Genomic DNA, 24367 nt, shown 5'->3' with positions numbered 1-24367 from the left:
CGGCCACTTGGCCCGGCCCGAATTTGTGCGTACGATGGAGCGCATGAAGTTGTACTAGGTCCCCCACCCGCGTCCGCGGCCGCCGCCCTTTCTTGGTGCGGCGTTCTCTTGCCCGGCGGGTGATTCAACTATCGGAGCGGTTTTTCTGCGCACCGGCGCGCGCTCCAACGAGGAATCATCTTGACCCACACACTTCAGTACACTTCCGCTGCCCATATTCGTCTTGACGGCGCGAGCGTCCTTCGCGGCACTCGCCGAGTCATCGACAATGTCTCCCTCACCGTCTCGCCCGGTGAGCGCATCGGGCTCATTGGTGCCAACGGTTCCGGGAAATCGACGCTCCTCTCGCTCGTTGCCGGCACCCTCGATGCGCAGTCCGTCACCGGCAACATTGCCGTGCCGAGCTCGCTCGGCGCGCTCACGCAGGAGCTCGAGCCGCAGGCGTCGATCACGCTCCACGACATCATCGAAGACGCCGTGGCCCCCGTTCGCGCCATCGGCGCACGCATCGAAACTGCGGCGGCGCGGCTCGATGAGCCCGAGGCCGCCGACGAATACGAGCGGGCGCTCATTGACGCCGAGCGCGAGGGCCTCTGGCAGCTGGACGCGCGCATCGAGGCCGTCCTCGCCGGTCTCGGGCTCGACCGCATTGACCGGACGCAAGTGCTCTCTGAGCTTTCGGGCGGTCAGCGGCGTCGGCTGTCGATCGCCGCGCTGCTACTCACGCGCCCGACCGCACTCATCCTGGACGAGCCCACGAACCATCTGGATGACGACGCAGTCGCGTTTCTCGAGGGCGAACTCGCGCGCTGGCGAGGGCCCGTCCTCGTCGCGAGCCACGATCGGGCTTTCCTGGATGCGGTGGTCACCGGCATTGTCGATCTCGACGTCGCGTTTGGGCCGGGCGGCCCTGGCGATGGACTCATCCAGGGACGGCGCTACACGGGATCGTTTAGCGACTATCTCTCGGCTCGCGATTCCGACCGACTCCTGTGGCAGCGTAGCTACGAGGCGCAGGAGGATGAGCGCGCCCGCCTCGAACACATCCTCGAGGTCGACGCACGAAACGTGTTCCACACGTCTCGGCCGCGCGGCGAGTCGCGGATCGCCGCGAAGTTTGAGGCGGATCGAGCGGCGAAGACGGTCGGTGGCCGATTGCGGCAGGCACGCAATCGCCTTGCCGAGCTCGACCGCTCCCCCGTTCAGGCGCCACCCCGGCCGCTGCAATTCGCAGGGTTTGGCGAGGCACGGCGTCGGCAGAAGGACCCCGTAGCCGTGCTCGAGCACGTCGCGGTCACCGGGCGGCTCGAGGAGGTATCGCTCAAGATCGAGCCGCGATCGCGCATCCTGATCGAGGGACCGAACGGCGCGGGCAAGTCAACGCTGCTCGGGGCTATCGCCGGGATGGTGGACCCCGATGTGGGTTCGGTGACCCGACGCGGCACGGTGGGAATGCTCACCCAGGACGACGAGTGGGAGGACCTCTCGATGCCCGCGCAGGAGGCGTACCGGGCGCGGCTCGGCGGCCGTGCGGCGGGTTCTACAGATGCGGCAGGCGCGGCGCGTGTGGAGGGTTCGACGGGCTTGGCGGGTTCGGCTGGCGGTGCTCCGACACTCCCCGAGCTGGGGCTCCTCGATGCGGAATCCGCGCGCCTTCCGCTTGCGGAGCTGTCGTACGGGCAGCGCCGCCGGGTCGCGCTCGCCGCGCTGGTGGCGAACCCTCCCGAGTTGCTGCTGCTCGACGAGCCCACGAACCACCTCGCGCTCTCCCTCGCTGAGGAACTCGAGCGCGCCATCCCCGACTACCCCGGGGCGGTCGTGATCGCGAGCCACGACCGGTGGCTGCGGGAGCGCTGGCAGGGCGAGGTGCTGCGGCTCGGGGCTTAGTCGACGGCCGCCACAGAACCCCGCCACGGGCCACGACGAATGTGGCTGCGCGCGTGTTCGACCGCGTCCTCGAGCGTGTCGAATGCGTGCCTGCCGTCGCGCAGCGCCTCGTACACGCCAAATGCGCCAGCCATCTGTTTGTGCCGCGGCTGCAGTCCCTTCAGCAGTACCGTCACGCCACGTTTCTCGAAGGTTTCGATGATTTCGACGAGGGCGTTCGCGCCCGTCGAGTCGAGTCCACCGAGGTGCGAGAGCCGGATAATGACAACCTCGATGCCCGTGAACTGATCGAACTCGTGCTGCAGCTTCTCGGCCGCGCCGAAGAACATCGCGCCGTCGATGCGCACCAGCGCGATTCGTTCGTCGCCCTCAACCCGTTCGCCCGGGAGTTCTTCCCGGCGGACGCCCGCCTGGTCGGCTGCGTGCTTCAGTGCCACCACGGCCGCGGCGATGAGCCCGATCCAGACGGCGATGATGAGGTCGAAAGCGACCGTGACGGCCGCGGTAATGAAGAAGATAACGATGTCGCTCCGGCTCGCGCGCAGCACCGAACGGATCGTTTTCCCCGAAACCATTCGCGACGCGGTCGCCATAAGCACGCCTGCGAGCGCCGCCAGCGGGATGATCGAAACGAGGCTCGCGCCAACATAGATCACGACAAGTAATAGGAGCGCGTGGACCGCTGCGCTCACTCGCGTTCTCGCGCCAGCTCGGACGTTGACCGCGGTGCGCGCGATTGCGCCCGTGGCTGGCATGCCGCCGAACAGACCTGAGGCGATGGACGCCAGCCCCTGACCGCTCAGCTCTCGATCGGGGTCGTATGGACCGGTGTCGGCCATGCGCGACGCGACGCGCGCAGAGAGCAACGACTCGATCGCGGCGAGCAGTGCGATGGACACGGCGGGCCCGGCCAACGAACTGAGTGTTGCCGCGTCAACCACGGGAAGTGATGGTGCTGCAAGCGCCGAGGGGAGCTCACCAATGCGCGGGATGCCCATGTTGAAGAGCAGCACGACGATGGTCGCGACGACCACGCCGATCAGGCTCGCGGGAATCGACGGGTGGATGCGCGGCAGCACCAGGATGAGCCCCCAGGTAATTGCCACGATGAGGAGCGTCTGCCACGCGACCGACCAGTCCGCGTTGCCGATCGCCTCGCCCGCGGCAAGAACCGGGTTCATGCCCACCGTCGCCGTCATGCCGAAGGCCATCGGCACCTGCTGCATGAAGATGATAATCGCAATACCGAGCGTGAACCCCTCGACGACCGTCCAGGGGATGAGCGACACGACGCGGCCGAGGCCGAAGAGACCGAGGATCACGAGCATCCCGCCAGCCATGATCGCGAGGAGCGGGACCGACTCGGCCCCGTACGTCGCGACGACGGGCGCGAGGATCACGGCCATCGCCCCGGTCGGCCCCGACACCTGGACATTCGAACCGCCGAAGATGGCTGCGACGAAGCCCGCCACTACCGCGGTCACGAGCCCTGCCGATGCCGAAAGTCCCGAGCTGATCCCGAACGCGAGGGCAAGCGGGAGCGCCACGATGGCCACGGTGAGTCCCGCGGTCAGGTCAAATCGCCAGCTGTGGCGAAGGCCCTTGTAGTCGGATGCGCGGGGCAAGATTCTCCGCGCTATCGTGCCAAAAACATTGCCTGCCGCACGCTGGGCCAATTCAGCTTCGCCTCAAATCCGTCGCTCGAAGGTGTTAGACCCCTAGCATAGGACCGACCCGCGGCATCGACGGCCCAAACTACGTGAGCGCGGCGTTTACCGCACGACGAACAATCTCGCCGCCGAAACCGCGTCGGGCAAGGTAGCCGTAGAGCCTGCGCTCGGCCGTCTCGTAATCCAGCCCTCGGAACCGTCCCGCGCGCTCCCGTGCGAGCTCGAGCGCGCGCTCGAATTCCTCGTCACCGTCCATGCTGCCGAGGGCCTCCCGGATGATGCCGTCGTCGATGCCGCGCTTGCGCAGCTCGCGGGTCATGCCGCCGTGCCCAAGGCCCTTTCGGCTCAGTGAACCCGACACCAACTGCTCGGCAAGTCGCGCGTCGTCAAGGTAACCGAGGTCGAGCATCCGGTTGATGATCGCTTCGCGTTCACGAGCCCCAAGCTCGGTCCGTTCGGCCAGGAAGCGGTCCGCTTCACTCACCGATTTCGGGCTGCGCGCGAGCGCGCGCACGAGGAGGTCGTTCGCGGCATCAGCATCAATCTCGTCGTGCTCTGACACACCCGGCATTCGCGCGACGTTTGAGTGGCGTGAAGCCGACGGAGACGAGTCTGCGCGCAGCGAGCTGGTGGGCACGAATCGCGGGCCCGGACTGGCCGGACGCGTGTCGCGCGTGATGCGCGTGTCCCTTTTGTCGCGCGTCTCTGGCGTGACACTTGTCTCGCTCGACTCCGGCCCGATCTCAGGGGCACCGTCACGCGCATCCTTGGGGGCGTTCGGCACAAAATCGTTCTCGGTTTCGAGCATCCGAGCACGCAGCTGCGCCAGGCGATCCTGTCGATCGCCTGACGCAGCTTTGTTGCCGGGGAACGCGATGACCTCGGCGAGGCCGTCTTGTTCGTTTCGCATCGCGGACGATTAGGCGCCGAGTTCGACGATCTCGCCGGTCTCGCTATCCACGATGGGCTCGGCCTCGCCCTCGCGGATGCCGAGCTGCACGAGAATCTTGTGCTCGATCTCGTCGGCAACGTCCGCGTTTTCAACCAGGAAGCGGCGCACGTTTTCCTTGCCCTGCCCGAGCTGGTCGCCGTCATAGGTGAACCACGAGCCCGACTTCTGCACGATGCCGTGTTCCACGCCGAAGTCGATTAGCGAACCTTCGCGAGAGATGCCGTGGCCGAACAGAATGTCGAACTCGGCCTGCTTGAACGGCGGAGCCATCTTGTTCTTCACGACCTTCACGCGGGTGCGGTTACCGACGGCGTCACCCGAGTCCTTCAGCGTCTCGATGCGACGAATGTCGAGGCGCACCGAAGCATAGAACTTGAGGGCCTTACCACCGGCCGTCGTCTCGGGGCTGCCGAAGAAGACACCGATTTTCTCACGGAGCTGGTTGATGAAGATCGCGGTTGTCTTGCTGGTGTTGAGGCCACCGGTGAGCTTACGCAGCGCCTGCGACATGAGGCGTGCCTGCAGGCCAACGTGCGAGTCACCCATCTCGCCCTCGATCTCGGCGCGGGGCACGAGCGCGGCCACCGAGTCGATGACAATGAGGTCAATCGCCCCGGAGCGCACGAGCATGTCGGTGATCTCAAGCGCCTGCTCACCCGTGTCGGGCTGCGATACAAGCAGTTCGTCGATATTGACGCCGAGCTTCTTGGCGTATTCCGGGTCGAGCGCGTGCTCGGCGTCGATGAACGCCGCGATGCCGCCTTCGCGCTGCACATTCGCGATCGCGTGGAGTGCGACCGTCGTCTTACCTGAGGATTCCGGTCCGTAGATCTCCACGACGCGGCCCCGCGGCAGACCACCGATACCGAGTGCTGCATCCAGCGCAATCGAGCCAGTCGGGATCGCGTCGACCGGGGCGCGTTCCTCGCTACCGAGGCGCATCACCGATCCCTTGCCGAAGTGGCGGTCAATCTGGGTGAGGGCGGATTCGAGTGCCTTTTCACGATCTTTTGCTGCGGCCATGATCTTGCTCCTTAAGGGCTTTCGGTGTTGTCGCCTACAGGCTGTCTTTCGCTGATAGAGAGCGTTCCGACAAGGCGGGCGGTCCGCTTTCGACCTGTGCCCACAGCGTAGATTTAGCCACCGACATTTCCGTCTGCGGGATCCGCCGCTGTGGAGAACACGTCATCCACAAACCACACGCATGACACTACACCTACTCGAACAGCTGTTCGATGAATTTCGGCAGGCGTGTCGAAATTGATAAGTGACTGGTCAGCGCTAGCCGCGGCCCCGCGGATCCAACCGACCGACGCCATACCAGCGCTCCTTGGGCACGCCCATGCCAGCGCACAGCGCCTCCCAGACCGTGCGTGCGTCGACGCCTTCGTCGAGTGCTTCCTTCGCGGTGCGGTCCTGGAGCCGATCGAGCACGACATCGCGGACCACGCTCGCGCCGTAAACCTCACCGAACTCGTCGGTGACGGCACGCTGGAACTCGCTCAATCGCATCCAGCCATCGTACTGGGAAACGCGAAAGCGCTCCGTTGCGGGAATCGCAACGAAGCGCTTTCGACCATTAGGACCGGCGTCGCTCTCAGTGAGCGCCGACGGGTTCCTTGTGCGAACGGAGGAGGTCGTCGGGCACGGTGTCAGGGATGACACCGGCGAGGCGCTGCTCGCGAAGCTCGTGTTCCTCGTGCGCGAGGAGGCGGTTACCTACCTCGTGATAGATCTGGGACAGGGGCGTGTCAAGCGCGCTCGCTACCGAAGCAAGAATCTCGCTCGACGCTTCCTTCTGACCGCGCTCGATCTCAGAGAGATACCCAAGCGCGACGGATGCGCGACCAGCGACTTGCCGGAGTGTTGCGCCCTTACGCAGACGGACGTTCCGGAGCACCTCTCCCATTTCATGACGGACTAGCACCATGCGGAACCTCCTTTTCTCGAAGTTGCATTGCTGAGGCTCATGGAGTGTACAACGGGGCCCCGACAAAAAACATTCCCTGCCACCGGCGAATGTTCAGAGTTCTGCTTGATTCGCAAGATGCTCGATGACGTTAAAGATCGCGGACTCGATCGTGGCGAAGCGGATGCGCTGCCGCGAGCCGACCGGATCGTTCTCGCGCACGAGATTAGAAAAGTCCAGCTGGGAGACGTGATCGCCCCACAGCGACGACACGCCAACGAACACGGTTCCGGCGGGCTGATCCTTCGACGAGGGTTCGGGGCCTGCAACGCCAGTAGTCGAGACACCGATGTCTGCGTTCCGACCAAACATCTTGAATTTCTTTCGCACGCCCTGCGCCATCTGCAAGGCCACGTCTCGATGCACCGCGCCGTGTTCCTTGAGCAACCGCTTGTCCACGCCGAGCAGGTCGTGCTTGATGTCGTCCTGGTACGAGATGATGCCGCCGAGAAACGACCCCGAAATGCCCGGCACGCGGACGATCTCAGCACCGAGGGCGCCACCTGTCAGCGACTCCGCGACCGCGATCGTCAGGTTCGCCTCGAGCAGGAGTTTCGCGAGCTCGAGCGTCTGCGCAGACGGTTCATTCACGGTGCTGTGCGTCGGACGCTCGGGAGGAGTGACCTCCCCCGCTGCTTCCTGGACGGGCTCAACCCCACTCGCGTCGGCAGCCGCTTGGGCATCGCCCTCGGCGGCCATGTCATCGGTGGTGATCGCCGGTATAACTTTGGCTTCTTCGGAGTGTCCCGCGTTCGGCTCGAATGCGTGGTCTGATGTCAAGGCAATCCCTCTCGGCTCAGTTCACTTCGTTGGACTTCTTGGGAAAGTATGCCCGCACGAGATAGTCGATTCCCGACCAAATCGTGAGGATGAACGCGAGCGACATGAGGGCCGTATTGACCCAGTGCATCCAGTCGCCGAGCAGCGCTGGGAACGGCGCGATCGCGAGCGAGATCGCGACCGCCTGGACGACCGTCTTGAGCTTGCCGCCGCGGCCCGCGGGGAGCACGATGCGACGCACCTCGATCAGGCGCCAGATCGTGATGCCAATCTCGCGCAGCAGGATGAGCCCGGTCACCCACCAGGGCAGCTCGCCGAGGTAGGACAGCACGATGAGCGCCGCCCCGGTGAGCGCCTTGTCCGCGATCGGGTCGAGGATCTTGCCGAAGTCACTGATCAGGTTCCGGCTGCGGGCGAGGTGCCCGTCGATCGCATCCGACCCAATGCCAACCACGAAGAGGGCGAGCGCGACCCAGCGCAACGGACCGCCAGCACCCGCATCCGCGACCATGGCCCACACGAGGGCGGGCACAAAGAGGATGCGCACGATCGTGATGATGTTGGGCACGGCCCACACACTGACCGGGCCCTCGCCACGGCTCCACACGCGCCTAGTCAATGCGCTGCTCCTCGCGCTATTCGCGTCCCGTGAGGCCCCAGGCGTCTTCGTTGTCTTCCGAATCCGAACCGCCCTCAACCTCCTCGAGACCCTCGTATTGGGCGGCCACGAGATCCTCGGGGCCCTCGTACTCGGGTTCGGCAGCGCTCGCCGGCGGCTCGTCGCCGCGAATCATCGCGAGCACCTGCGGGAGCTCCTCGGGCGTGCGCAAAACCTCGCGCGCCTTCGAGCCCTCGGAGGGCCCGACGATCTCGCGGGATTCCATGAGGTCCATGAGTCGGCCGGCCTTCGCGAAGCCAACGCGCAGTTTCCGCTGCAGCATCGATGTCGACCCGAACTGCGAGGTGATCACGAGCTCCGCTGCGGCGAGCAGCGGCTCGAGATCGTCGCCGATGTCCGAATCGATCTCACGCTTCTCGGCGGGCGCGTTGATATCGGTGCGGTACTCGGGCTGTGCCTGCTCCTTGACGTGGCGGACGACCTTGTTGATCTCGTCGTCGTCGACCCACGCACCCTGCACACGGATCGGCTTCTGGCCCGCGGGCGAGAACAGCGCGTCACCCTGACCGATGAGCGCCTCCGCGCCGACCTGGTCGAGGATGACTCGCGAGTCGGTCGAACTCGTCACCGCGAACGCGAGGCGCGACGGCACGTTGGCCTTGATCAGACCCGTGACGACGTCGACCGACGGGCGCTGCGTCGCAAGCACAAGGTGGATTCCGGCCGCACGCGCGAGCTGCGTGATGCGCACGATCGAGTCTTCAACATCGCGCGGCGCGACCATCATGAGCTCGGCAAGCTCATCGACGACCACGAGGAGGTACGGGTACGGCTTGAGTTTTCGCTTCGAGCCTTCCGGGACCTGAACCTCGCCCGCGCGAATCGCGGCGTTGAAGTCGTCGACGTGGCGGAAACCGAAGTTCTCGAGGTCGTCGTAGCGCATCTCCATTTCCTTCACGACCCACTGCAGCGCCTCCGCGGCCTTCTTGGGATTCGTGATGATCGGAGTAATAAGGTGCGGCACACCCGAATACGGCGTAAGTTCCACGCGCTTCGGGTCGACCAGCACCATGCGCACCTCGGAGGGCTTCGATCGCGTCAGGAGCGACACGATCATCGAGTTCACGAAGCTCGACTTACCGGAACCTGTGGAACCGGCGACGAGCAAGTGCGGCATCTTCGCGAGGTTCGCGAGCACAAACCCGCCCTCAACATCCTTACCCACGCCGATGGTCATGGGGTGCGTCGCCTTGATCGCCTTCTGCGAGCTCAGCACGTCACCGAGCCGGACAACCTCGCGGTCGCTATTCGGGATCTCTACGCCGATGGCCGACTTCCCCGGAATCGGCGAGAGGATGCGCACCTGATTCGAGCGCACGGCATACGCGATGTTCTTGGTCAGTTGGGTGACCTTCTCGACCTTGGTGCCCGGCGCCACCTCGACCTCATAGCGCGTGACCGTCGGTCCGCGAGAGAAGCCGGTGACCTTCGCATCCACCTTGAAGGACTGGAACGTCTGGTTGAGCGCGGCGATCGTCTCATCGTTCGCCTCGGTGCGGGTGCGCGCGGGCTCGCCGCGCTTGAGGAACTGCTGCGTCTCGGGCAGCTCGTATTCGTCGTCCGCTTCCTCGGCGCGGGTGTCCCAGTTCGCGGTCTCGTCTTCTTCAACCGCGGCGAGGGCGTCGGCCTCACTCGGCTCACCGGATGCGCTTCCACCTGCCGCCTCCGCAGGTCGCGGCGGAAGTTCGGCCGTGTCCGTTGGGCTCTGCGCGAGGGTCTGCGCCGAGGTCGACAGCACCTCGGTCGGCTGCTCTTGCTCGGCCTGGAAATCGAGCGTCGGCTCCGACTCAGGCTGCTGCTTGCGCTTCTTGCCGCGACCCTTGCCGCTCGGCATGACCCTGGTCGCCGCGTCGTCGGCGCCGAACAGATCGGTGAGCTCGTCGGCGCCCTCGCGATTGTCCGGGTCCACCAGCGGGGTGTCGTAGGCAGGATCGACTTCGCGGCCCGATTCGTTTCGGCGCCACCAGGGCACCTGCTCTCGCTCGCGATCCGGACGCGCGGCGTCCTCCTCGCCCTCGCCCGAAGCCTTCGATGAGCCCTTGGTGTCGGCATGGTCCACGCCCACGAGCCAGTTCCAGCCGTCGCGGATGCGCCGCGGCAGCTGCCTGGGCGGGGTCTTCGTGATGACAAAGAGGGAAAGGATGAAAATCAGCGCGAGCAGAACGGTCGCGGGAATCGGCGTGATGAGAAACCCGAGGGGTGCCCCGATCATCCACCCAAATACGCCACCCGCCTTGGCGAGCTCCGGCATGCCCATCGCCGGCTGCGGCTGGCCCGCGTGCAGGTGACAGATCGCGCAAGCACTGAACAGTGCCATCGCGAGTCCGAGCATTACCCGGTTATTGTCGTCCACGGAGGCGGGGTGACGGAAAAGCCAGAACGACAGCCCCATGAGCACGACCGGTAGCGCGTATGCGACGAGGCCGAACAGGCCACCGAAGGTGTACGCGTTGAGGTTCATCGCGACGACGTTTCCAGGGAAGAACCACACGGTCACTGCGCCGGCGATGGCCAGCAGGAAGAGGATCATCGGGAACGTGTCGCGGCGATCTTCCTTGGCAATCCGCTCGGGGCCGACCGCGCGAACGGCACCGCCCACGGCGTGCGCGAGGCCGTTCCAGGCACGAGTGCCGAGAGCCTGCTCTTCGATCGTGAGCTGAACTTTTGTGTCTTGCTGCTTGGAGGAAGACTTCGCCGACCGGCCACGGGACCCTGAATTGGAGCCCGTGCTCCGGTTTTGGGCACGCTTCGGCGTCGAGGTAGACATGGCTACAACGGTACCCGGCGGCTCCGACTTGGCCGCAACATCCGCCGGAGTGCCCGAAACTACCGTCTCAATCGGATCACGGCCGGGACCCGCCAGGCACGCGAAAGGCCGGGGCCGCATCCCCGTGTGGAGATGCGGCCCCGGCCTTGAAACTCAGTGCAAGCTACTCGGTTTCCGAGGGGTTCGCGAAGGTCACGACCGGCACGATCATCGGCCGGCGGCGCTGCTTGGTGCCAGCCCAGCGGCCAACAACGCGGCGCACGGCCTGCGAGAGACGGTACTTGTCGCGCACACCGTCGTCCAGCGCATCCTCGAGTGCCTTGCGCACCTGCGGGATGAGCGGCTCGAGAACCTGGTCGTCCGGAGCAAAGGCGCGGGCGTGGATCTCCGGGCCCGCGACGATCGTGGCGTCGGTCGGGTCGATCACCGCGAAGACCGAGATGAAGCCCTCCTCCGAGAGCACGCGACGGTCCTTGATGTCGTCCTCGGTCACCGAACCGACGGTCTTGCCGTCGACATAGACGAAGCCGACCGGCACTTCGCCGACCTTGCGTGGCACACCCTTGAACATGTCGATGACCCCACCGTTCTCGGTGATGATCAGATTGTCTTCGTGCACGCCCGAGCTCAGCGCAATCTTGGAGTTCGCGACGAGGTGGCGGTATTCACCGTGCACCGGCATCGCGAAGTTCGGCTGGATGACGTTGTAGCAAGCGAGCAGTTCGTCGGCGAAGCCGTGGCCCGACACGTGCACGTGGGCGTTGCCCTTGTGCACGACATCGGCGCCGGCCTTCATGAGGTTGTTGATCATATTCGACACAGCAACCTCGTTGCCGGGGACGAGGCTGGATGCGAGCACGACGCGGTCGCCCTCCCCCACCTCGATCGCGTGGTCGTGCTGCGCGATGCGGTTGAGCACCGCGAGCGTCTCACCCTGCGAGCCCGTGCAGATGAAGACGACCTCGTTGCGGCGCATGCCGAGCGCCTTCTTGTAGTCGACGAGCGTCCCGTCCGGCACATCGAGGTAACCGAGGTCCATCGCGATGCCCATGTTGCGGGTCATCGAGCGGCCAACGAGGGCGACCTTGCGACGATTCGCGACGGCCGCATTCACCACGTGCTGGATGCGGTGGATGTGACTCGCGAAACTGGAGACGACGACGCGGCCGCGGCTCGTGCGCACCGCCTCGTGGATCGCGGGGCCCACGCTCATCTCGCTGCCGGAGTGTCCCTTGACCTCGGCGTTGGTCGAGTCGCACAGGAAGAGGTCGACGCCCTGCTCACCGAGGCGCGCGAACGCGCGGAGGTCGGTCAGTCGACCGTCCATCGGCGTCGGGTCCATCTTGAGGTCGGCGGTGTGGATGAAGTTACCGGCCGCCGTGGAGACGTGCACACCGAGCGAGTCCGGGATCGAGTGGTTGATCGCGATGAACTCGCAGGTAAACGGGCCGAACTCCTCGATGTCGCCCTCGGCGACGGTCAGGGTGTAAGGCTTAATGCGGTGTTCGCGCAGCTTCGCCTCGACGAGCGCGAGCGTCAGCTTCGACCCGATGAGGGGGATGTCCGGCTTGCGCTTCAGGAGATACGGGACACCGCCGATGTGGTCCTCGTGACCGTGGGTCAGGAAGATGCCGACGATGTCGTCGAGGCGGTCCATGACCGACTCGATGTCCGGGAGGATGAGATCCACACCCGGCTGGGTGGACTCGGGGAAGAGCACACCGCAGTCGATGATGAGGATCTTGCCGTTGACCTCGAACGAGGTCATGTTGCGGCCAACCTCGCCGAGCCCGCCGTGCGGGATGATGCGCATGGTGTCGCGCTTCAGCTTAGGAAGATTTACCGCGGGTGCGGCCTGGGTAGAAGTATCGGTCATTCAGTACCTGTCATTTGGCGATAACACCCGCTAGCGGTGGCTACCGAGTGGTGCCCGCGACCTTGGGGAGTGCGCCGCCGGCGGCGGCGTTCCGGTCTGGGCGGAAGTTTGAGAAGTCAACACCCGCAAGTCCACGCACCTGAGCGACGTCATTTTCGATGAGCGTCGCCTCCGACTCTTCCGGCCCAACGAGCGGCAAACGCACGCGAGGAGTCGAGATTCGGCCGAGTCCGTGAAGGATGTATTTGGTCGACACCGTACCCGGGATATGTGTCATCGTCGCACGGGCAAGTGGCTCGAGAAGCTTGTGTTCAGCGGTGGCTGCGGCGAGGTCGCCGCGGTTGACTGCGTCCACAATTGTACGGTACGGCTGCGGAGCGATGTTTGCAGTGACACCGATCAGGCCGATCGCGCCGATGGAAAGCGCGGGCAGAACCATCGGGTCGTCACCCGAGAAATACAGCAGATCGGTCTCGTTGAGCACGCGCGAGACCTCGGCGAGGTCACCCTTCGCATCCTTCACCGCGAGGATGTTCGGGTGCTTCGCGAGCCGCAGGATCGTTTCGTACTTGACGGGCACGCCGGCGCGGCCGGGAATGTCGTAGACAATCATCGGCAGATCGGTCGCGTCGGCGACCATCCGGAAGTGCGTGAGGAGGCCGGCCTGAGTCGGCTTGTTGTAATACGGAGTGACGGCCATGATCGCGTCGGCGCCGGCCTCGGCCGACTGCTTCGCGAGCTTGATCGCGTGCGCGGTCTCGTTCGACGGGCCACCCTGGATGATCTTCGCGCGGTCACCTGCGACCGACTTCGCCACCTTGATGAGCTTGAGTTTTTCCTCGTCGGTCAGCGTCGAGGTCTCACCGGTCGTACCGGAGACGACGATGCCGTCAACGCCTTGCGAAACGAGTGAGTCGACGTGCCGCTCGACGTCCTCCCACACGACCTCGCCTTCGTGGTCCATGGGAGTAATGAGGGCAACGAGCACCTGGCCAAATGGATTCTCTAGAGTCACTCCCCCAGCGTACCGCTGATACCGAGGAACGGCATTCGCGGCCAATCGATTCGGCGCGCCCGCGTGCGGCTGCGAAGATAGTAGCCATGGAAAATCCGCAGGAGTCCCGCTCGAACCCCGAGTCACGGGCGAAGTACCGCATCCGTTCGTTTTCGATGCGTGGCCACAATCGAATGGCCAAGGACTACGACGACGTCCTCGAATACCACGGCGGCACGTACATCATTTACGCGGATGAGGGACCCGCGACCGCGACGATCTCACCTGACGCCGTGATCGATTTGAACGAGGAGTTCGGCCGTGAGGCGCCCCTCGTCGTCGAGATTGGTCCGGGCAATGGCGAGCAGCTCACCCACGCCGCCGCCGCGCATCCGGAGTGGAACTTCCTCGCGTTCGAGGCATGGCATCCCGGTGTGGCAAAGTGCGTCGGCAACTTTGCCCGCGCGGGGCTCGAGAATGTGCGCATCATCGAGGCGGACGTCGCGCAGGCACTGCCGATCGTTTTCGGGCTCGAGGTGGCCCACGACGAGCGCGCTGTGCAGGGTGGTTCAGGCGTCGGTGTCGACGGCACGGGCGTCGCGACCGGTCGGGTGGATGCGTCACATCCGAATGCGGGGAATCCTCGCGCACACGAGCTCTGGACGTTCTTCCCCGACCCGTGGCGTAAGGCTCGCCACCACAAGCGCCGCCTCGTGAGCGACCTCTTTACCTACACCGCCGCGGGCGTGCTCGAGCCGGGCGGGATCTGGCGGATGGCGACCGACTGGGAGAACTACGCGTGGCAGATGCGCGACGTCATCGAAGACTCGGCGTGGTTCGATAACCCGCACCTCGGTGAGCGGCCCGACCCCGACGACCGCGAGCCCGAGCGCGGCGGGTTTGCGCCGCGCTACGAGGGGCGCCTGCTCACGCACTTCGAGGAGCGCGGCCACAACGCCGGGCGTCCCCCGCACGATATCGTCGGCATCCGCCGCCCGGAGCCGCTCGCCGAGTAGCGAAGCACGCCGATGGCCGAGTAGCCGAAGGCGTATCGAGGTCAGCACCGTTCGATATGGCGACTCCGTCACCTACTCACGGATCGGGGGTGTGCCGGTCATTTCGATACGCCGCTTCGCGGCTACTCAACGACCATTTGGGTCCTCAGCGGGTCGCGGTGGCCTCTACCGCGAAGCCCGTGTCGAGGTCCGCGATCCGGATCGAGGTGATGCCGTTCGTGTCCACGCGCACGGTCTCTTCGATCAGCGGCCCGCCTTCACGGCGCACGACGGGCATGTCGCGCAGGTCGTCGCGACCCTGCAGCTCCGGGTCGAACGGCATGACGATATCGACGAGTGGCGAGAGATCGCCGGTCGGCTCGCCCTGGGCATCCAGGGCCGAGTACTCGACAAACCGGAACCAACCCACGTTGTGCGCGGCCGGGTATCGACGCCGCACGATGATCTCGCCGTTCGCATCCGGCGCTTCGGTCGGCGCGATCTGTGGGTCGAAGGTGACCTCGCGGCCACCATCGTGTTCCCGAAACACGCCGATTCCTCGCGCGAGCCGGTCGCGCAGGGCGTAACCCGAATCCGGGTCGGCCGCGATCGCGAGACCGATCGCGGTGGATGCGCCCGGGTGCGGCGAGCGATGCACGCGCCGGCCGAAGCGCTCGCGCAGGAGGCGCGGGATGAGCGGCAGGCCGGATGCGCCACCCACCAGGTAGATCCCGGCGATGTCGGTGCCAGCGAGGGTCTCGATCGAGTCGTCGCCGAGGAGCTCCGCGACCGTCGCGATCGCGCGCTCAACGAGTTCACTCGACGCCTCGTAATACTCATCGACGGGCACGGTGATGTCCTGATCCCCGAACTCGAGGAAGATGCGGCGCGACTGCGGGGCGATGCGTTCCTTCGCGCTGCGGGCCTCGTCGAGTAGCCGCGCGTAGGCGCGCTCCCCCATCGCGTCGTGTTCGAAATCCCCGGCGCGGCGCGCGAGCAGCGCGAGGACCTCGTCAAAGTCGTCGCCGCCGAGGTGGTTGACGCCGAGCGAGCGGACGATCTCGTGCCGGGTACCGGCAATCTGCACCATCGAAGTGTCGAAGGTGCCGCCGCCGAGGTCGAAGACGACGACGGTCGAGCGCTTTGAGTTGATTCCGCGTGGGTGACGGTGGGTGTACTCGAACGCCGCGGCGCTCGGCTCGTTCACGAGGGCGAGGACCTCGATGCCCGCGCGCGAAAACGCGTCGAGCGTCAGCAGCCGCTGCCCCGAGTGCGCGTTCGCTGGCACGCCAACGACCGCCTGCAGTGGACCGGTCGCAAGCTCGCTGCGGCGAATCACCTCGGCGATGTGGTTCGCGAAGGCGGACATGGCCTCGCCCAGGGTGATCTGCTCTTCGCCGATGCGCACCGGCGTCGCGGCAGTACTGCCGGGAGCTGCGAGCAGGCGCTTGAACGAGCGAGCGACGGGCACACCCGCCCGGGCGAGCTCGACCGCATCCCACCCGGCGACGATCCGGTCGCCGTCGAGGGCGATCTGCGTCGGAATGTAGTCCTGCGTGTCCCCCTCGCTGTCGTCAACCGTCAATACCGGATAGTTGCCGCGGTCTGCCGCGGCAATGATCGTGCGTGTGGTCCCGAAATCAATGCCAAATCGCATGTCGCAAACGCTAGCAAGACGAAGAAACGACTAACCAGCCACGAGCGCGGCGCGCGCAGGCAGCCGCAACTCCCGATCGGTTGCGGCGCGATCCCCAGCCCGGTGCGTGACGCAGACGACGGCGCGGTCCGCGAGCGCGGCACGCAAATCCCGCAGCAAGGACTCGGCCGCCTCTTCGTCCAGGTGCGCGGTCGGCTCGTCGAGCAGGACAACCGGCGCGCTCGTGAGCAGCGTCCGCGCGATCGCCACGCGCTGGCGCTGTCCGCCGGAGAGCCAACTGCCGTCGGCGCCGATGCGCGTGTCGAGCCCACCGTCGAGGGAGTCGAGGAATTCGCCGAGGCCGACTCGACGCAGGACCGCCTCGAATTCGACATCGGTCGGCCTGTCGTCGACCGAACGCGCGAGCATGAGGTTTCCGCGGAGGGTCGAGTTGAAGAGGTGTCCCTCCTGCGGGCACCAGGCGATGCGCCCCACAGTGTCGGCAAGCACCGGACGGCCGCCGACGAGCACCTCGCCCGAGAGCGGTGGCAGGTGCCCCATCATCGTCGCGAGCATCGTGGATTTCCCCGATCCGGATGGCCCGGTAACGGTGAGCCATTCGCCTCGCTCAACCGTGAGGCTGAGGTCTTCGAAGACGGGACGTGTCTGGTCGGGCCAGCCCGCGCTGACATTGCGTAACTCGAGGGCGGGCGCGCTCTCGTCGAGAGCCGCACCAACTTTGCCATTGTCTGCTTGCTCGTACGAGCGGTCCACGGTGTCCGCGATGTCCGCTCCGGCTGACAGATCCGCGGAGACGTCCGCACCGAGCACCCGTTGCACCGACTCGAGCAGCAGTCGCAGCCGCGGCCAGCGCTGAATCGCGGTGACGCCGTCGGTGAGGGGCTCGGCGAGCGCGAGCATACCGAGCGCGAACGCCGCGAGGAGCTTCGCATCCACCGCGGCGCCGAGCGGCGCTGAGGCTGAGGCCCACACACTAGCCACGAGCCACAGCGTGCTCCCCACTGTTGCGACGATCACGAGCGCGTGCGCCGCGCCCTGGGCCCACGCGGCGCGACGGGTCAGCCGCATTGCATCGGATTCGAGGGCGGAGAGTTCGCGAAGTGGCTCGCCCTCGACGCGGTGCACCGAGAGTTCGCGCCCTGCCTCGAGCAGCGCGGTGAAGCGCTGCGAGAGTCGCGAGCGCAGCCGCTCTTCTTCGCTGGTCGCGCGGCGATCGGCGACCAAGGCGAGGGCCGGAGCCACGACGAGCGACAGGATCCCAAGCAGGATGAGCGGCGCGATCGCGGCGGGGAGCCAGATCGCGGCGGCGATCACTGCGAGCACGAGTGTGAGGAACGCAACCACGGGCGGCACGACCACACGCGGCACCTCGTCGCGGATCGCATCCACTTCGCGCACGAGCAGGTCGAGCGCGGCGGGACCGGTGCGAAGCTTCTTGAAGCGCAGCGCCGTGGTGGCGAGGGTCGTCCAGAGGCGGTGGCGCAGGCGCCCGGCGAGCCGGAAGACCGCGTCGTGCACCTGCAAGCGCTCGAGGTAGCGCAACACCGCGCGACCGATGCCGAAGAATCGGACCCCGACGATCGCGACCATCAGCAGCAAGATCGGCGGCTGTTCCGCCGCGCGAACGATCAGCCATCCCGAGATGGACGTCTGCGTCACGCTGAAGACGACGGCGAGGAGCGCGAGCAGGATGCCCAACGCGAAGCCCCAACCGGCGGGACGCAGCAGTCGCGCCAACTGCGGAAGCATCGGCCGACGCTTGCCTGCCCGCAGGTCGGCGAGGTCCGGCGTGCCGGAGTCTCCGCTGCCGAAGTCCTCGGTGACCGAGTCGTCGGCGCGTGCCGCGTCGTCTCCGGGTTCCGGATGCATGCCCCGGTCTGGTGCCGCCACGGCGGTTAGGTCGCTCCACACGTTATTCGCCGCTTCGCTCGTCGCCATCGAACCGCTCGTCGACGCGCCGACCACGTTCACCCGGTGCTCGCACATCGCGTGCACAAGCGGGTCGTGGGAGGCAAACAGCATGGTCGCCTTGCCGCGCCGCGCTCGGAGTGCGCGGCGGACGAGCTCGGCCGAGCGTGGATCGAGGTGCGCCGTCGGCTCATCGAGCAGCGCGGTGGTCGCGCCGCCATCGATGCGCAGCAGCACGCGGGCCACCCCCAGTCGGCGAAGCTCGCCCGGGCTCAGCGCGTGGGGCGGGGTGTTTGCGGGGTCTGTGACCGACTCGAGGAGCCCGAGCTCCCCCAACACGCGCAGCACAGCCCGGCGCGCCGCCGCATCCACGTCGAATCCCGTGTCAGTTTCAGTGTCTGCTGCCGGGTCTGCTTCGCCGACCGACCCTGCGGCCTCCGCGGTCGAAAATCCTGCTGCTGGCGCGACGCGGGCATGCAGCAGCAGCTCATCCATGACGGTCTCACCGTAGGCATGCGGATGCTGGGGCAGCCACGCCAGCCGATCGGGATCGATGCCGGTAACCGCGCCCGAAACCAGAGCTTCGGCCGGACCAGTAGCCTCGGCCTGATCAGCAGCGTCGCTCTGTCCGGCAACCTCGACCTGATCGGCAGCATCGGCCCGATCCGCATCGCCAACCTGATCGGCGCCGCCGCGCGCATCCTGCCCGCTGCCAAGCCGGCCCGCGAGCGCCGCGAGCAGGGTCGTCTTGCCCGCGCCGCTCGGGCCGTCGAGGAGCGTCGATTCCCCCGCGGTTGCCGTGAACTCGAACTCATCGAACACCGGTTCTCGCCCCGGATAGGCGACGTGCAGCCCCCGGACTGCCACCGGCTGCGGCTCGGTCGAAGCACGCGTGGCCTCGTCAACGCGCCACAGCGGCCGCGCCTCTGGCTCGCTGGTCGCTTCCTCGACCCGCTGCAGCGCCACAACGCCGTCCTCGGCGGAGTGGTAGGCAGAGCCGGCCTGCCGGAACGGTGTGTAGCAGTCGGGCGCGAGGATGAGCACAAGCAGACCGACCTCGAGGTCGAGGCCGCCGTACACGAGCCGCACGCCAATGAAGACCGCGACGACCGCGATCGAAATGGTGGAAATGAGCTCCATCGCAAGGGACGACATGAATACCGTCCGCAGCGTCTGCATCGTCCGCGAGCGATAGTCGTCCGAGAGCTTATCGAGCGCGCCCACCTGCTCGCGCACCCGGCCGAGGCCGACGAGCACCGGGAGGCCGCGAGCGAGCTCGACGAGGTGTCCCGACATCCGCAGCAGCGCATCCTGCGCTTTGTCGACCGCGTCGCGCGTCGTCAGGCCGATCAGGATCATGAACAGCGGGACCAGCGGGATCGTAAGCACGATGATGAGGGCGCTCAGCCAGTCGGCGAAGAGGATGCGGATGATCAGCGTGAGCGGGATGATCGCGGCCGAGACCATCGCGGGCAGGAACGTGGTGAAGTACTCGTCGAGGTCGTCGAGCCCGCGCGTTCCGAGCGTGCCCATCGCGCCCGTCGGCGCGTCACTGCCGCGCAATACCCGGCGCACGAGCCCTTGCCGCAGCTCAATCTTGCTCGCAGCGACTGCGCGCGCCGAATAGGTTCGGTTCGCCCACGTCGCGATGGCCTGCAACGCGAGGCCGAGGAGACCGACCCAGAGGAACGACAGCTCGAGGCTTTCCTGATGGAACACCGTGGCGATCGAGCGCGCGAGTGCCTCGGCGACAAGCACGAGGCCCGCCGCGTTCATGGCTGCGACGACGGCGAGGACACCGAGGGCGCGCTTGCCCTCCGTGCCGAGGCCGGCGATCGGTGACCGCCGACGGCGCTCTTTCATGCTCACTTCTTGCGAACCGCCGGCACGATCTCGTGGATCTCGGGGATGTGCTTCGTCGCGAGCCGCTTCGAGAACGTGCGGTAGCTCCAGGCCTGCGTGATGATCACGGCGGGCAGGCCCAGGAGCGCGATCACCGTCATCACCCCGAGGGTGTAGTCACCGCTCGCCGCGTTCCACACCGTGAGGTTGAATGCCGGGTCGATGGTCGACGGCAACACAACCGGGAACACCGCCGCGAAGATTGCCGCCACACCGAATGCGAGGAAGACCCCCATCGTGATGAACCCGGCCTTCTGTCGCTTGGCACGAATCAGCAGGTAGGCAGCCACGAGCGCGATCGCGGCCAGCACCACGAGGGTCCAGGTGAACGCGCTGCCGGACTGCACCTGCACGATAATGACCCAGGCGAGTAGCGGCAGGATGAGCAGCGGCGTCCACCGCAGCACGAACGCGCGCGACCGCTCGCGCAGCTCGCCCTCGGTGCGCAGCGCGAGGAAGTTGGCGCCGTGGATGAGGCTGAAGCCGACCAGTGCGAGTCCCCCGATGACCGCGGGCCAGCTGAACCAGGCCCAGGGTCCCCCGACGCGGTCGCCGTTCTCGTTGAGCGGCAGGCCGGTCGTGGTGACTGCGAGGAGCGCGCCCACGAGGAAGGATGCGAGCAGCGACGCAATGGCCATGAGCCGGTCCCACGTCGCCGTCCACCGTTCGGTGTGGTGCTTACTGCGGTATTCGATCGCGATGGCGCGCACGATGAGTGCGAATAGCGCGAAGACCAGCGGGATGTACAGGCCCGAGAACAGTGACGCGTACCAGTACGGGAAGGCGGCGAAGGTCGCGGCACCCGCAACAATGAGCCACACCTCGTTCCCGTCCCAGACCGGGCCGATCGTGTTGAGCAGCACGCGACGCTCAGTGGGCGTGCGCGCGATGCCGAAGAAGTGCATGAGCACGCCCATGTCGAAGCTCTCGAGCATCAGGTACCCGAACCAAAGCACGGCAATGACTACGAACCAGAGAGTTGGCAGATCCATTAGTTGTCTCCTCGAATCTCAGTCGGGTCAGAAGGCGAAGTCGAGGACGTCGTCTTCGCTCGTCTTGCGGGCCGTCTTCGTCCTGCCGGTCTCGTCCGTTGAGTCCTCGCCGGATGCATCCTCATCCGTGTCGTCGTCACGGTGCGCGAGCTCCGGCATCGCGCTCGCGACGCCGCCACGGACGTAATTGCGCATGAGAAAGAGCTCGACCAGAAGCAGCACGCCGTACAGGACCGTGAACGAGATCAGGCTGAACAGCAGCTCGCCCGTGCTAACTCCCGGTGAGATTGCGGCCGCCGTGAACATGAACACGCCGTCAAGTGCCTCGGGGTTCGGCACGACCACGAACGGCTGGCGCCCCATTTCGGTAAACACCCAACCGCTCGAGTTCGCAATAAACGACAGGGCGATGGATGCGACGGCGGCCTGCATGAGCAGCTTGGACTTCGGGACGGTGCCCTTGCGCGTCAGCCAGAGCGCGAGGACGGCGGCGAACGTCGCGACGCCGCCGAAGCCGATCATGATGCGGAAGCCCCAGTACGTCACCTCGACGATCGGCAGGTACTCGATTTCCTCGCCCGCGCGGTCGCCGTACATCGGGTCGTCGGGCAGGTTGGTGCCGTAGAGCTCCTCGTACACGGGCAGCAGCTCGTTGATGCCCGGCACGTCGGTCGTGAAATCGCCCTTCGCGAGGAAGGACAGCACGCCGGGGATTTCGAGGATCGGGACGATGTCTTCACAGTCCTTCGAGCCGAGGCTGCCGACGCTGAGCACCGAGAACGACGTGCCGGTGTGGCAGGCACCCTCCGCACTCGCCATCTTGAGCGGCTGCTGCTCGTACATCAGCTTGCCGAGCCCGTCACCCGTACCGACGAGTCCGATGAACGCCGCGATGCTCACGACACCGGCGATCCGAAGCGACTTCAGCCACACGCGGTGGTCTAGCTTGTCGCGACCAGCGATCTCGGGTGCCTCGCCGACGACAACGCGACCCTGCGCATCCACCGTGTCGATGCCGTCATGGCGGCGGCGCCAGAGGTGGTAGAACGAGACGCCGACAATCACGCCGGCGGCCACCGAGAGCGCGCCGAAGATCGCGTGCGCGTAGGCGGCGAGTGCGGTGTTGTTGGTCAGCACGGCCCAGACGTCATTCATCACGGCCCGGCCGTCAATGAGCTCGACACCGACCGGGTGCTGCATCCATGAGTTCGCCACGATGATGAAGAAGGCGGAGAGCATGCTCGCGACGACCGCGCTCGCGAGCGCATACAGGTGGACGTGCTTATTGAGCCGCTTCCAGCCGAAGATCCACATCCCGAGGTAGATCGACTCGAAGAAGAACGCGAGCAGTCCCTCCATCGCGAGCGGCGCGCCGAACACGTCGCCGACGAAGCGGGAGTATTCGCTCCACGCGAGCCCGAACTGGAACTCCTGGACGAGCCCGGTCGCCACGCCCATGATGAAGTTGATGACGTAGATCTTGCCCCAGAACTTCGTCATGCGCAGGAACAACTCGTTCCCGGTACGCAGCCAACGCCACTGCATGAACACGAGAATCGGGCCCAGCCCGAGCGTCAGCGGCACCATCCAGTAGTGGTAGACGGTAGTAATGCCGAATTGCCACCGGGCAATGAGAACGGGATCGAGCTCCACGGGCTTCCTCTCAAGAATGCGTCGGAACCCGCCCGAAGCCCTTGGCCACGAACGGGATTTGTTCTACGCTTTGTCGAAGACAGATTCTTTTCTACCGCATCTGGCACCTTTTTTCTACAACACGTAGAATTGAGATATGCAGCTGCGGCCCGATAGCGGGGCTGTTGGGATGAATTACCTCGGCGCGCCACAAGCAAGGCGCCGAGGAACACGGGAGGCACACTTGGGCGAGTTGGAGAAGCGGCTGATGGAGCTGCTCTGGGCGGCGGACGGCCCGCAAACGGCGATCGAACTGCGCGCCGGGCTCGACACCGGCGAGCCCGGCGCCAACGGCAAGCCGTATCCCGCAATCACCACCGTCCTGACCGTACTGAGCCGCCTCGAGAAGAAGCAGCTCGTGAAGCGCGAACGCGACACCCGCCCCCACCGCTACCAGCCCGTGCGTTCGCAGGCCGACTACGTCGCCGACCTCATGCACGAGGCGCTCTCCGCCAGCGGCCAGCGGGATGCCGTGCTCGCGCGATTTATCGGCCGCGTCGACCCCAGTGAGGCTGAAACCCTCCGACAGCTGCTCTCGAAGTAGCGCCGCTTGCTCGCGCTCTCGTTCGGACTCGCCTCACTCGCGGTCGCGCTCGCGTGGCCGGTACCGATCTCGCTGGCAGGCGCGAAGTGGACGCGCCGCTCCCCCGTCTTCACGCTCGTGCTCTGGCAGGCCATCGCGCTCGCCGGTGGATTCTCGATGATCAGCTCGCTGCTGTTGTTCGGCCTGCGCAGCTTCGGCGATTCGCTCTCGGGCGCGGCGGCAAACTTCCTCGCGAGGACGTTCGACGGGCGCCTATGGGTCGGCGATTTTCCCGCAGGCTTCGGCATCCTCGACGCGCTCGCGCTGTGCTTCGCCGCGATGCTCTTCGCCCACCTCATCCTGAACCTCGCCGTCACGACGACGCGCACCGTGCGGCAGCATCACCGGCACCGCCAGCTCATTGAGCTGTTGAGCACGCCCGTGCCTGGCAGGCGCCACACGCACCAGATCGCCGTGGACGCGCCCTTCGCCTACTGCCTCCCCGGCCTCATGTCGGACATGACGATCGTCTCCGAGGGCCTCGTGCGTCGCCTTTCTCCCGGGCAGCTGGGTGCCGTCATCGCGCACGAAGAGGCGCACCTCACGCAGAAGCACACCGTGGTGCTGACGGTGTTCGAGGCCTGGGCGAGCGCCCTGCCGTGGTTCCCCATCGCGAGCCGCGCGCAAGCCTCCGTCGCGGTGCTCATCGAGATGCTCGCCGACGATCTCGCGCTGCGCAGCGTGTCGCGCGACGACCTCGTCGCCGCCATTCGCGTCACCGCGCTCGGGCAGCAGGATGCGCCGGGCGCGCCGGTCGGGGCTGTCATGTCGGCCTCTGTGCCGGCCCCTCGTGCCGGTTGGTTCCGTCGCACGTTCGATTTTCTGTGGGGCTCGGCTGTCCCAAAGACCAACCCGGTCGAGGCTCGCGTGCGGCGTTTGCTGGATGCGCCGCGGCCCCTCAGCATCCCGGCTCGCGTGAGCGCGATTGCGGGTTCGGGCCTGCTGCTCGTGCTGCCGCCCCTCGCCATCTTCTAGCGCAAGGACCTTGAGTAGCGGCAAAGCCGCGTATCGAAAGTCCAAAGGACCTTGAGTAGCGGCGAAGCCCCGTATCGAAAGGGCCGCTG

18 protein-coding genes are annotated in these 24367 nt (G+C 66.2%); 4 read left to right on the top strand and 14 right to left on the bottom strand.

All coding sequences use genetic code 11. The features are described 5' to 3' along the window. Window positions 1–180 precede the first annotated feature (180 nt). Window positions 181–1887 (top strand): ABC-F family ATP-binding cassette domain-containing protein, encoded by a 1707-nt coding sequence (locus GMOLON4_RS01615; RefSeq protein ID WP_035732844.1) that lies wholly within the window; start codon window positions 181–183, stop codon window positions 1885–1887. Here GMOLON4_RS01615 and GMOLON4_RS01610 read toward each other — a convergent pair. The 10 genes from GMOLON4_RS01610 to dapA all read right to left on the bottom strand — a co-directional run bounded on the left by GMOLON4_RS01610 (window position 1884) and on the right by dapA (window position 13544). After that, window positions 1884–3512: a SulP family inorganic anion transporter gene (locus GMOLON4_RS01610; protein ID WP_245575455.1), complete on the bottom strand. Its 1629-nt coding sequence runs from the start codon at window positions 3510–3512 to the stop codon at window positions 1884–1886. The two genes, GMOLON4_RS01615 and GMOLON4_RS01610, sit on opposite strands and share 4 nt — an antisense overlap. 130 nt (window positions 3513–3642) lie before the next feature. After that, complete coding sequence (locus tag GMOLON4_RS01605; RefSeq protein WP_051266860.1) at window positions 3643–4467, bottom strand: regulatory protein RecX; 825 nt, start codon at window positions 4465–4467, stop codon at window positions 3643–3645. 9 nt (window positions 4468–4476) lie between these two features. Next, on the bottom strand, window positions 4477–5532 hold the full coding sequence (recA, locus tag GMOLON4_RS01600) for a recombinase RecA (protein ID WP_026937003.1): 1056 nt from the start codon (window positions 5530–5532) through the stop codon (window positions 4477–4479). A 258-nt stretch (window positions 5533–5790) separates the two neighbouring features. Next, a complete protein-coding gene (locus GMOLON4_RS01595; protein WP_026937002.1) occupies window positions 5791–6021 on the bottom strand; it encodes a DUF3046 domain-containing protein in 231 nt (76 codons plus the stop codon). A gap of 85 nt (window positions 6022–6106) precedes the next feature. Then, window positions 6107–6439: a helix-turn-helix domain-containing protein gene (locus GMOLON4_RS01590; protein WP_026937001.1), complete on the bottom strand. Its 333-nt coding sequence runs from the start codon at window positions 6437–6439 to the stop codon at window positions 6107–6109. Between the two features lie 93 nt (window positions 6440–6532). Continuing rightward, window positions 6533–7258: a CinA family protein gene (locus GMOLON4_RS01585; protein WP_051266858.1), complete on the bottom strand. Its 726-nt coding sequence runs from the start codon at window positions 7256–7258 to the stop codon at window positions 6533–6535. Window positions 7259–7274: 16 nt separating this feature from the next. Continuing rightward, a complete protein-coding gene (gene pgsA, locus GMOLON4_RS01580; protein WP_051266856.1) occupies window positions 7275–7877 on the bottom strand; it encodes a CDP-diacylglycerol--glycerol-3-phosphate 3-phosphatidyltransferase in 603 nt (200 codons plus the stop codon). 16 nt (window positions 7878–7893) lie between these two features. After that, window positions 7894–10704 (bottom strand): DNA translocase FtsK, encoded by a 2811-nt coding sequence (locus tag GMOLON4_RS01575; protein WP_026936999.1) that lies wholly within the window; start codon window positions 10702–10704, stop codon window positions 7894–7896. A 163-nt stretch (window positions 10705–10867) separates the two neighbouring features. Continuing rightward, on the bottom strand, window positions 10868–12580 hold the full coding sequence (locus GMOLON4_RS01570; RefSeq protein WP_084147517.1) for a ribonuclease J: 1713 nt from the start codon (window positions 12578–12580) through the stop codon (window positions 10868–10870). Between the two features lie 40 nt (window positions 12581–12620). Continuing rightward, the gene (gene dapA / locus GMOLON4_RS01565; RefSeq protein WP_051266852.1) at window positions 12621–13544 is read right to left on the bottom strand and encodes a 4-hydroxy-tetrahydrodipicolinate synthase; all 924 of its coding nucleotides are present in this window, start codon (window positions 13542–13544) and stop codon (window positions 12621–12623) included. Between the two features lie 137 nt (window positions 13545–13681). On the opposite strand from dapA, the gene trmB reads away from it, so the two are divergent. Beyond that, window positions 13682–14590 carry a tRNA (guanine(46)-N(7))-methyltransferase TrmB gene (gene trmB, locus GMOLON4_RS01560; protein ID WP_035732842.1) on the top strand — a complete coding sequence of 303 codons (909 nt, stop codon included), beginning with the start codon at window positions 13682–13684 and terminating at the stop codon, window positions 14588–14590. 145 nt (window positions 14591–14735) lie between these two features. Here trmB and GMOLON4_RS01555 read toward each other — a convergent pair whose 3' ends face one another. Genes GMOLON4_RS01555 through GMOLON4_RS01540 form a run of 4 tightly spaced genes read right to left on the bottom strand, consistent with a single transcriptional unit; the run spans window position 14736 to window position 22615 of the window. Then, window positions 14736–16226, bottom strand: a complete 1491-nt coding sequence (locus GMOLON4_RS01555; protein WP_026936996.1) for an Hsp70 family protein — start codon at window positions 16224–16226, stop codon at window positions 14736–14738. Window positions 16227–16256: 30 nt separating this feature from the next. Then, window positions 16257–19997 (bottom strand): thiol reductant ABC exporter subunit CydC, encoded by a 3741-nt coding sequence (cydC, locus tag GMOLON4_RS01550; RefSeq protein ID WP_051266850.1) that lies wholly within the window; start codon window positions 19995–19997, stop codon window positions 16257–16259. A 2-nt stretch (window positions 19998–19999) separates the two neighbouring features. Further along, on the bottom strand, window positions 20000–21028 hold the full coding sequence (cydB, locus tag GMOLON4_RS01545; protein WP_026936995.1) for a cytochrome d ubiquinol oxidase subunit II: 1029 nt from the start codon (window positions 21026–21028) through the stop codon (window positions 20000–20002). A gap of 27 nt (window positions 21029–21055) precedes the next feature. Further along, window positions 21056–22615 carry a cytochrome ubiquinol oxidase subunit I gene (locus GMOLON4_RS01540; RefSeq protein WP_051266884.1) on the bottom strand — a complete coding sequence of 520 codons (1560 nt, stop codon included), beginning with the start codon at window positions 22613–22615 and terminating at the stop codon, window positions 21056–21058. A 235-nt stretch (window positions 22616–22850) separates the two neighbouring features. On the opposite strand from GMOLON4_RS01540, the gene GMOLON4_RS01535 reads away from it, so the two are divergent. Together GMOLON4_RS01535 and GMOLON4_RS01530 are read left to right on the top strand one after the other, a co-directional pair. Further along, window positions 22851–23264 (top strand): BlaI/MecI/CopY family transcriptional regulator, encoded by a 414-nt coding sequence (locus tag GMOLON4_RS01535; RefSeq protein WP_051266848.1) that lies wholly within the window; start codon window positions 22851–22853, stop codon window positions 23262–23264. 6 nt (window positions 23265–23270) lie between these two features. Then, a complete protein-coding gene (locus GMOLON4_RS01530) occupies window positions 23271–24278 on the top strand; it encodes a M56 family metallopeptidase (RefSeq protein ID WP_026936992.1) in 1008 nt (335 codons plus the stop codon). Window positions 24279–24367 lie beyond the last annotated feature (89 nt).

Origin of the sequence: Gulosibacter molinativorax, assembly GCF_003010915.2 — a bacterium.
In the GTDB taxonomy this organism is placed as follows: domain Bacteria; phylum Actinomycetota; class Actinomycetes; order Actinomycetales; family Microbacteriaceae; genus Gulosibacter; species Gulosibacter molinativorax.
Note: the sequence above shows the minus strand (reverse complement) of the source record. Positions and strands in the feature narration are given on the sequence as shown.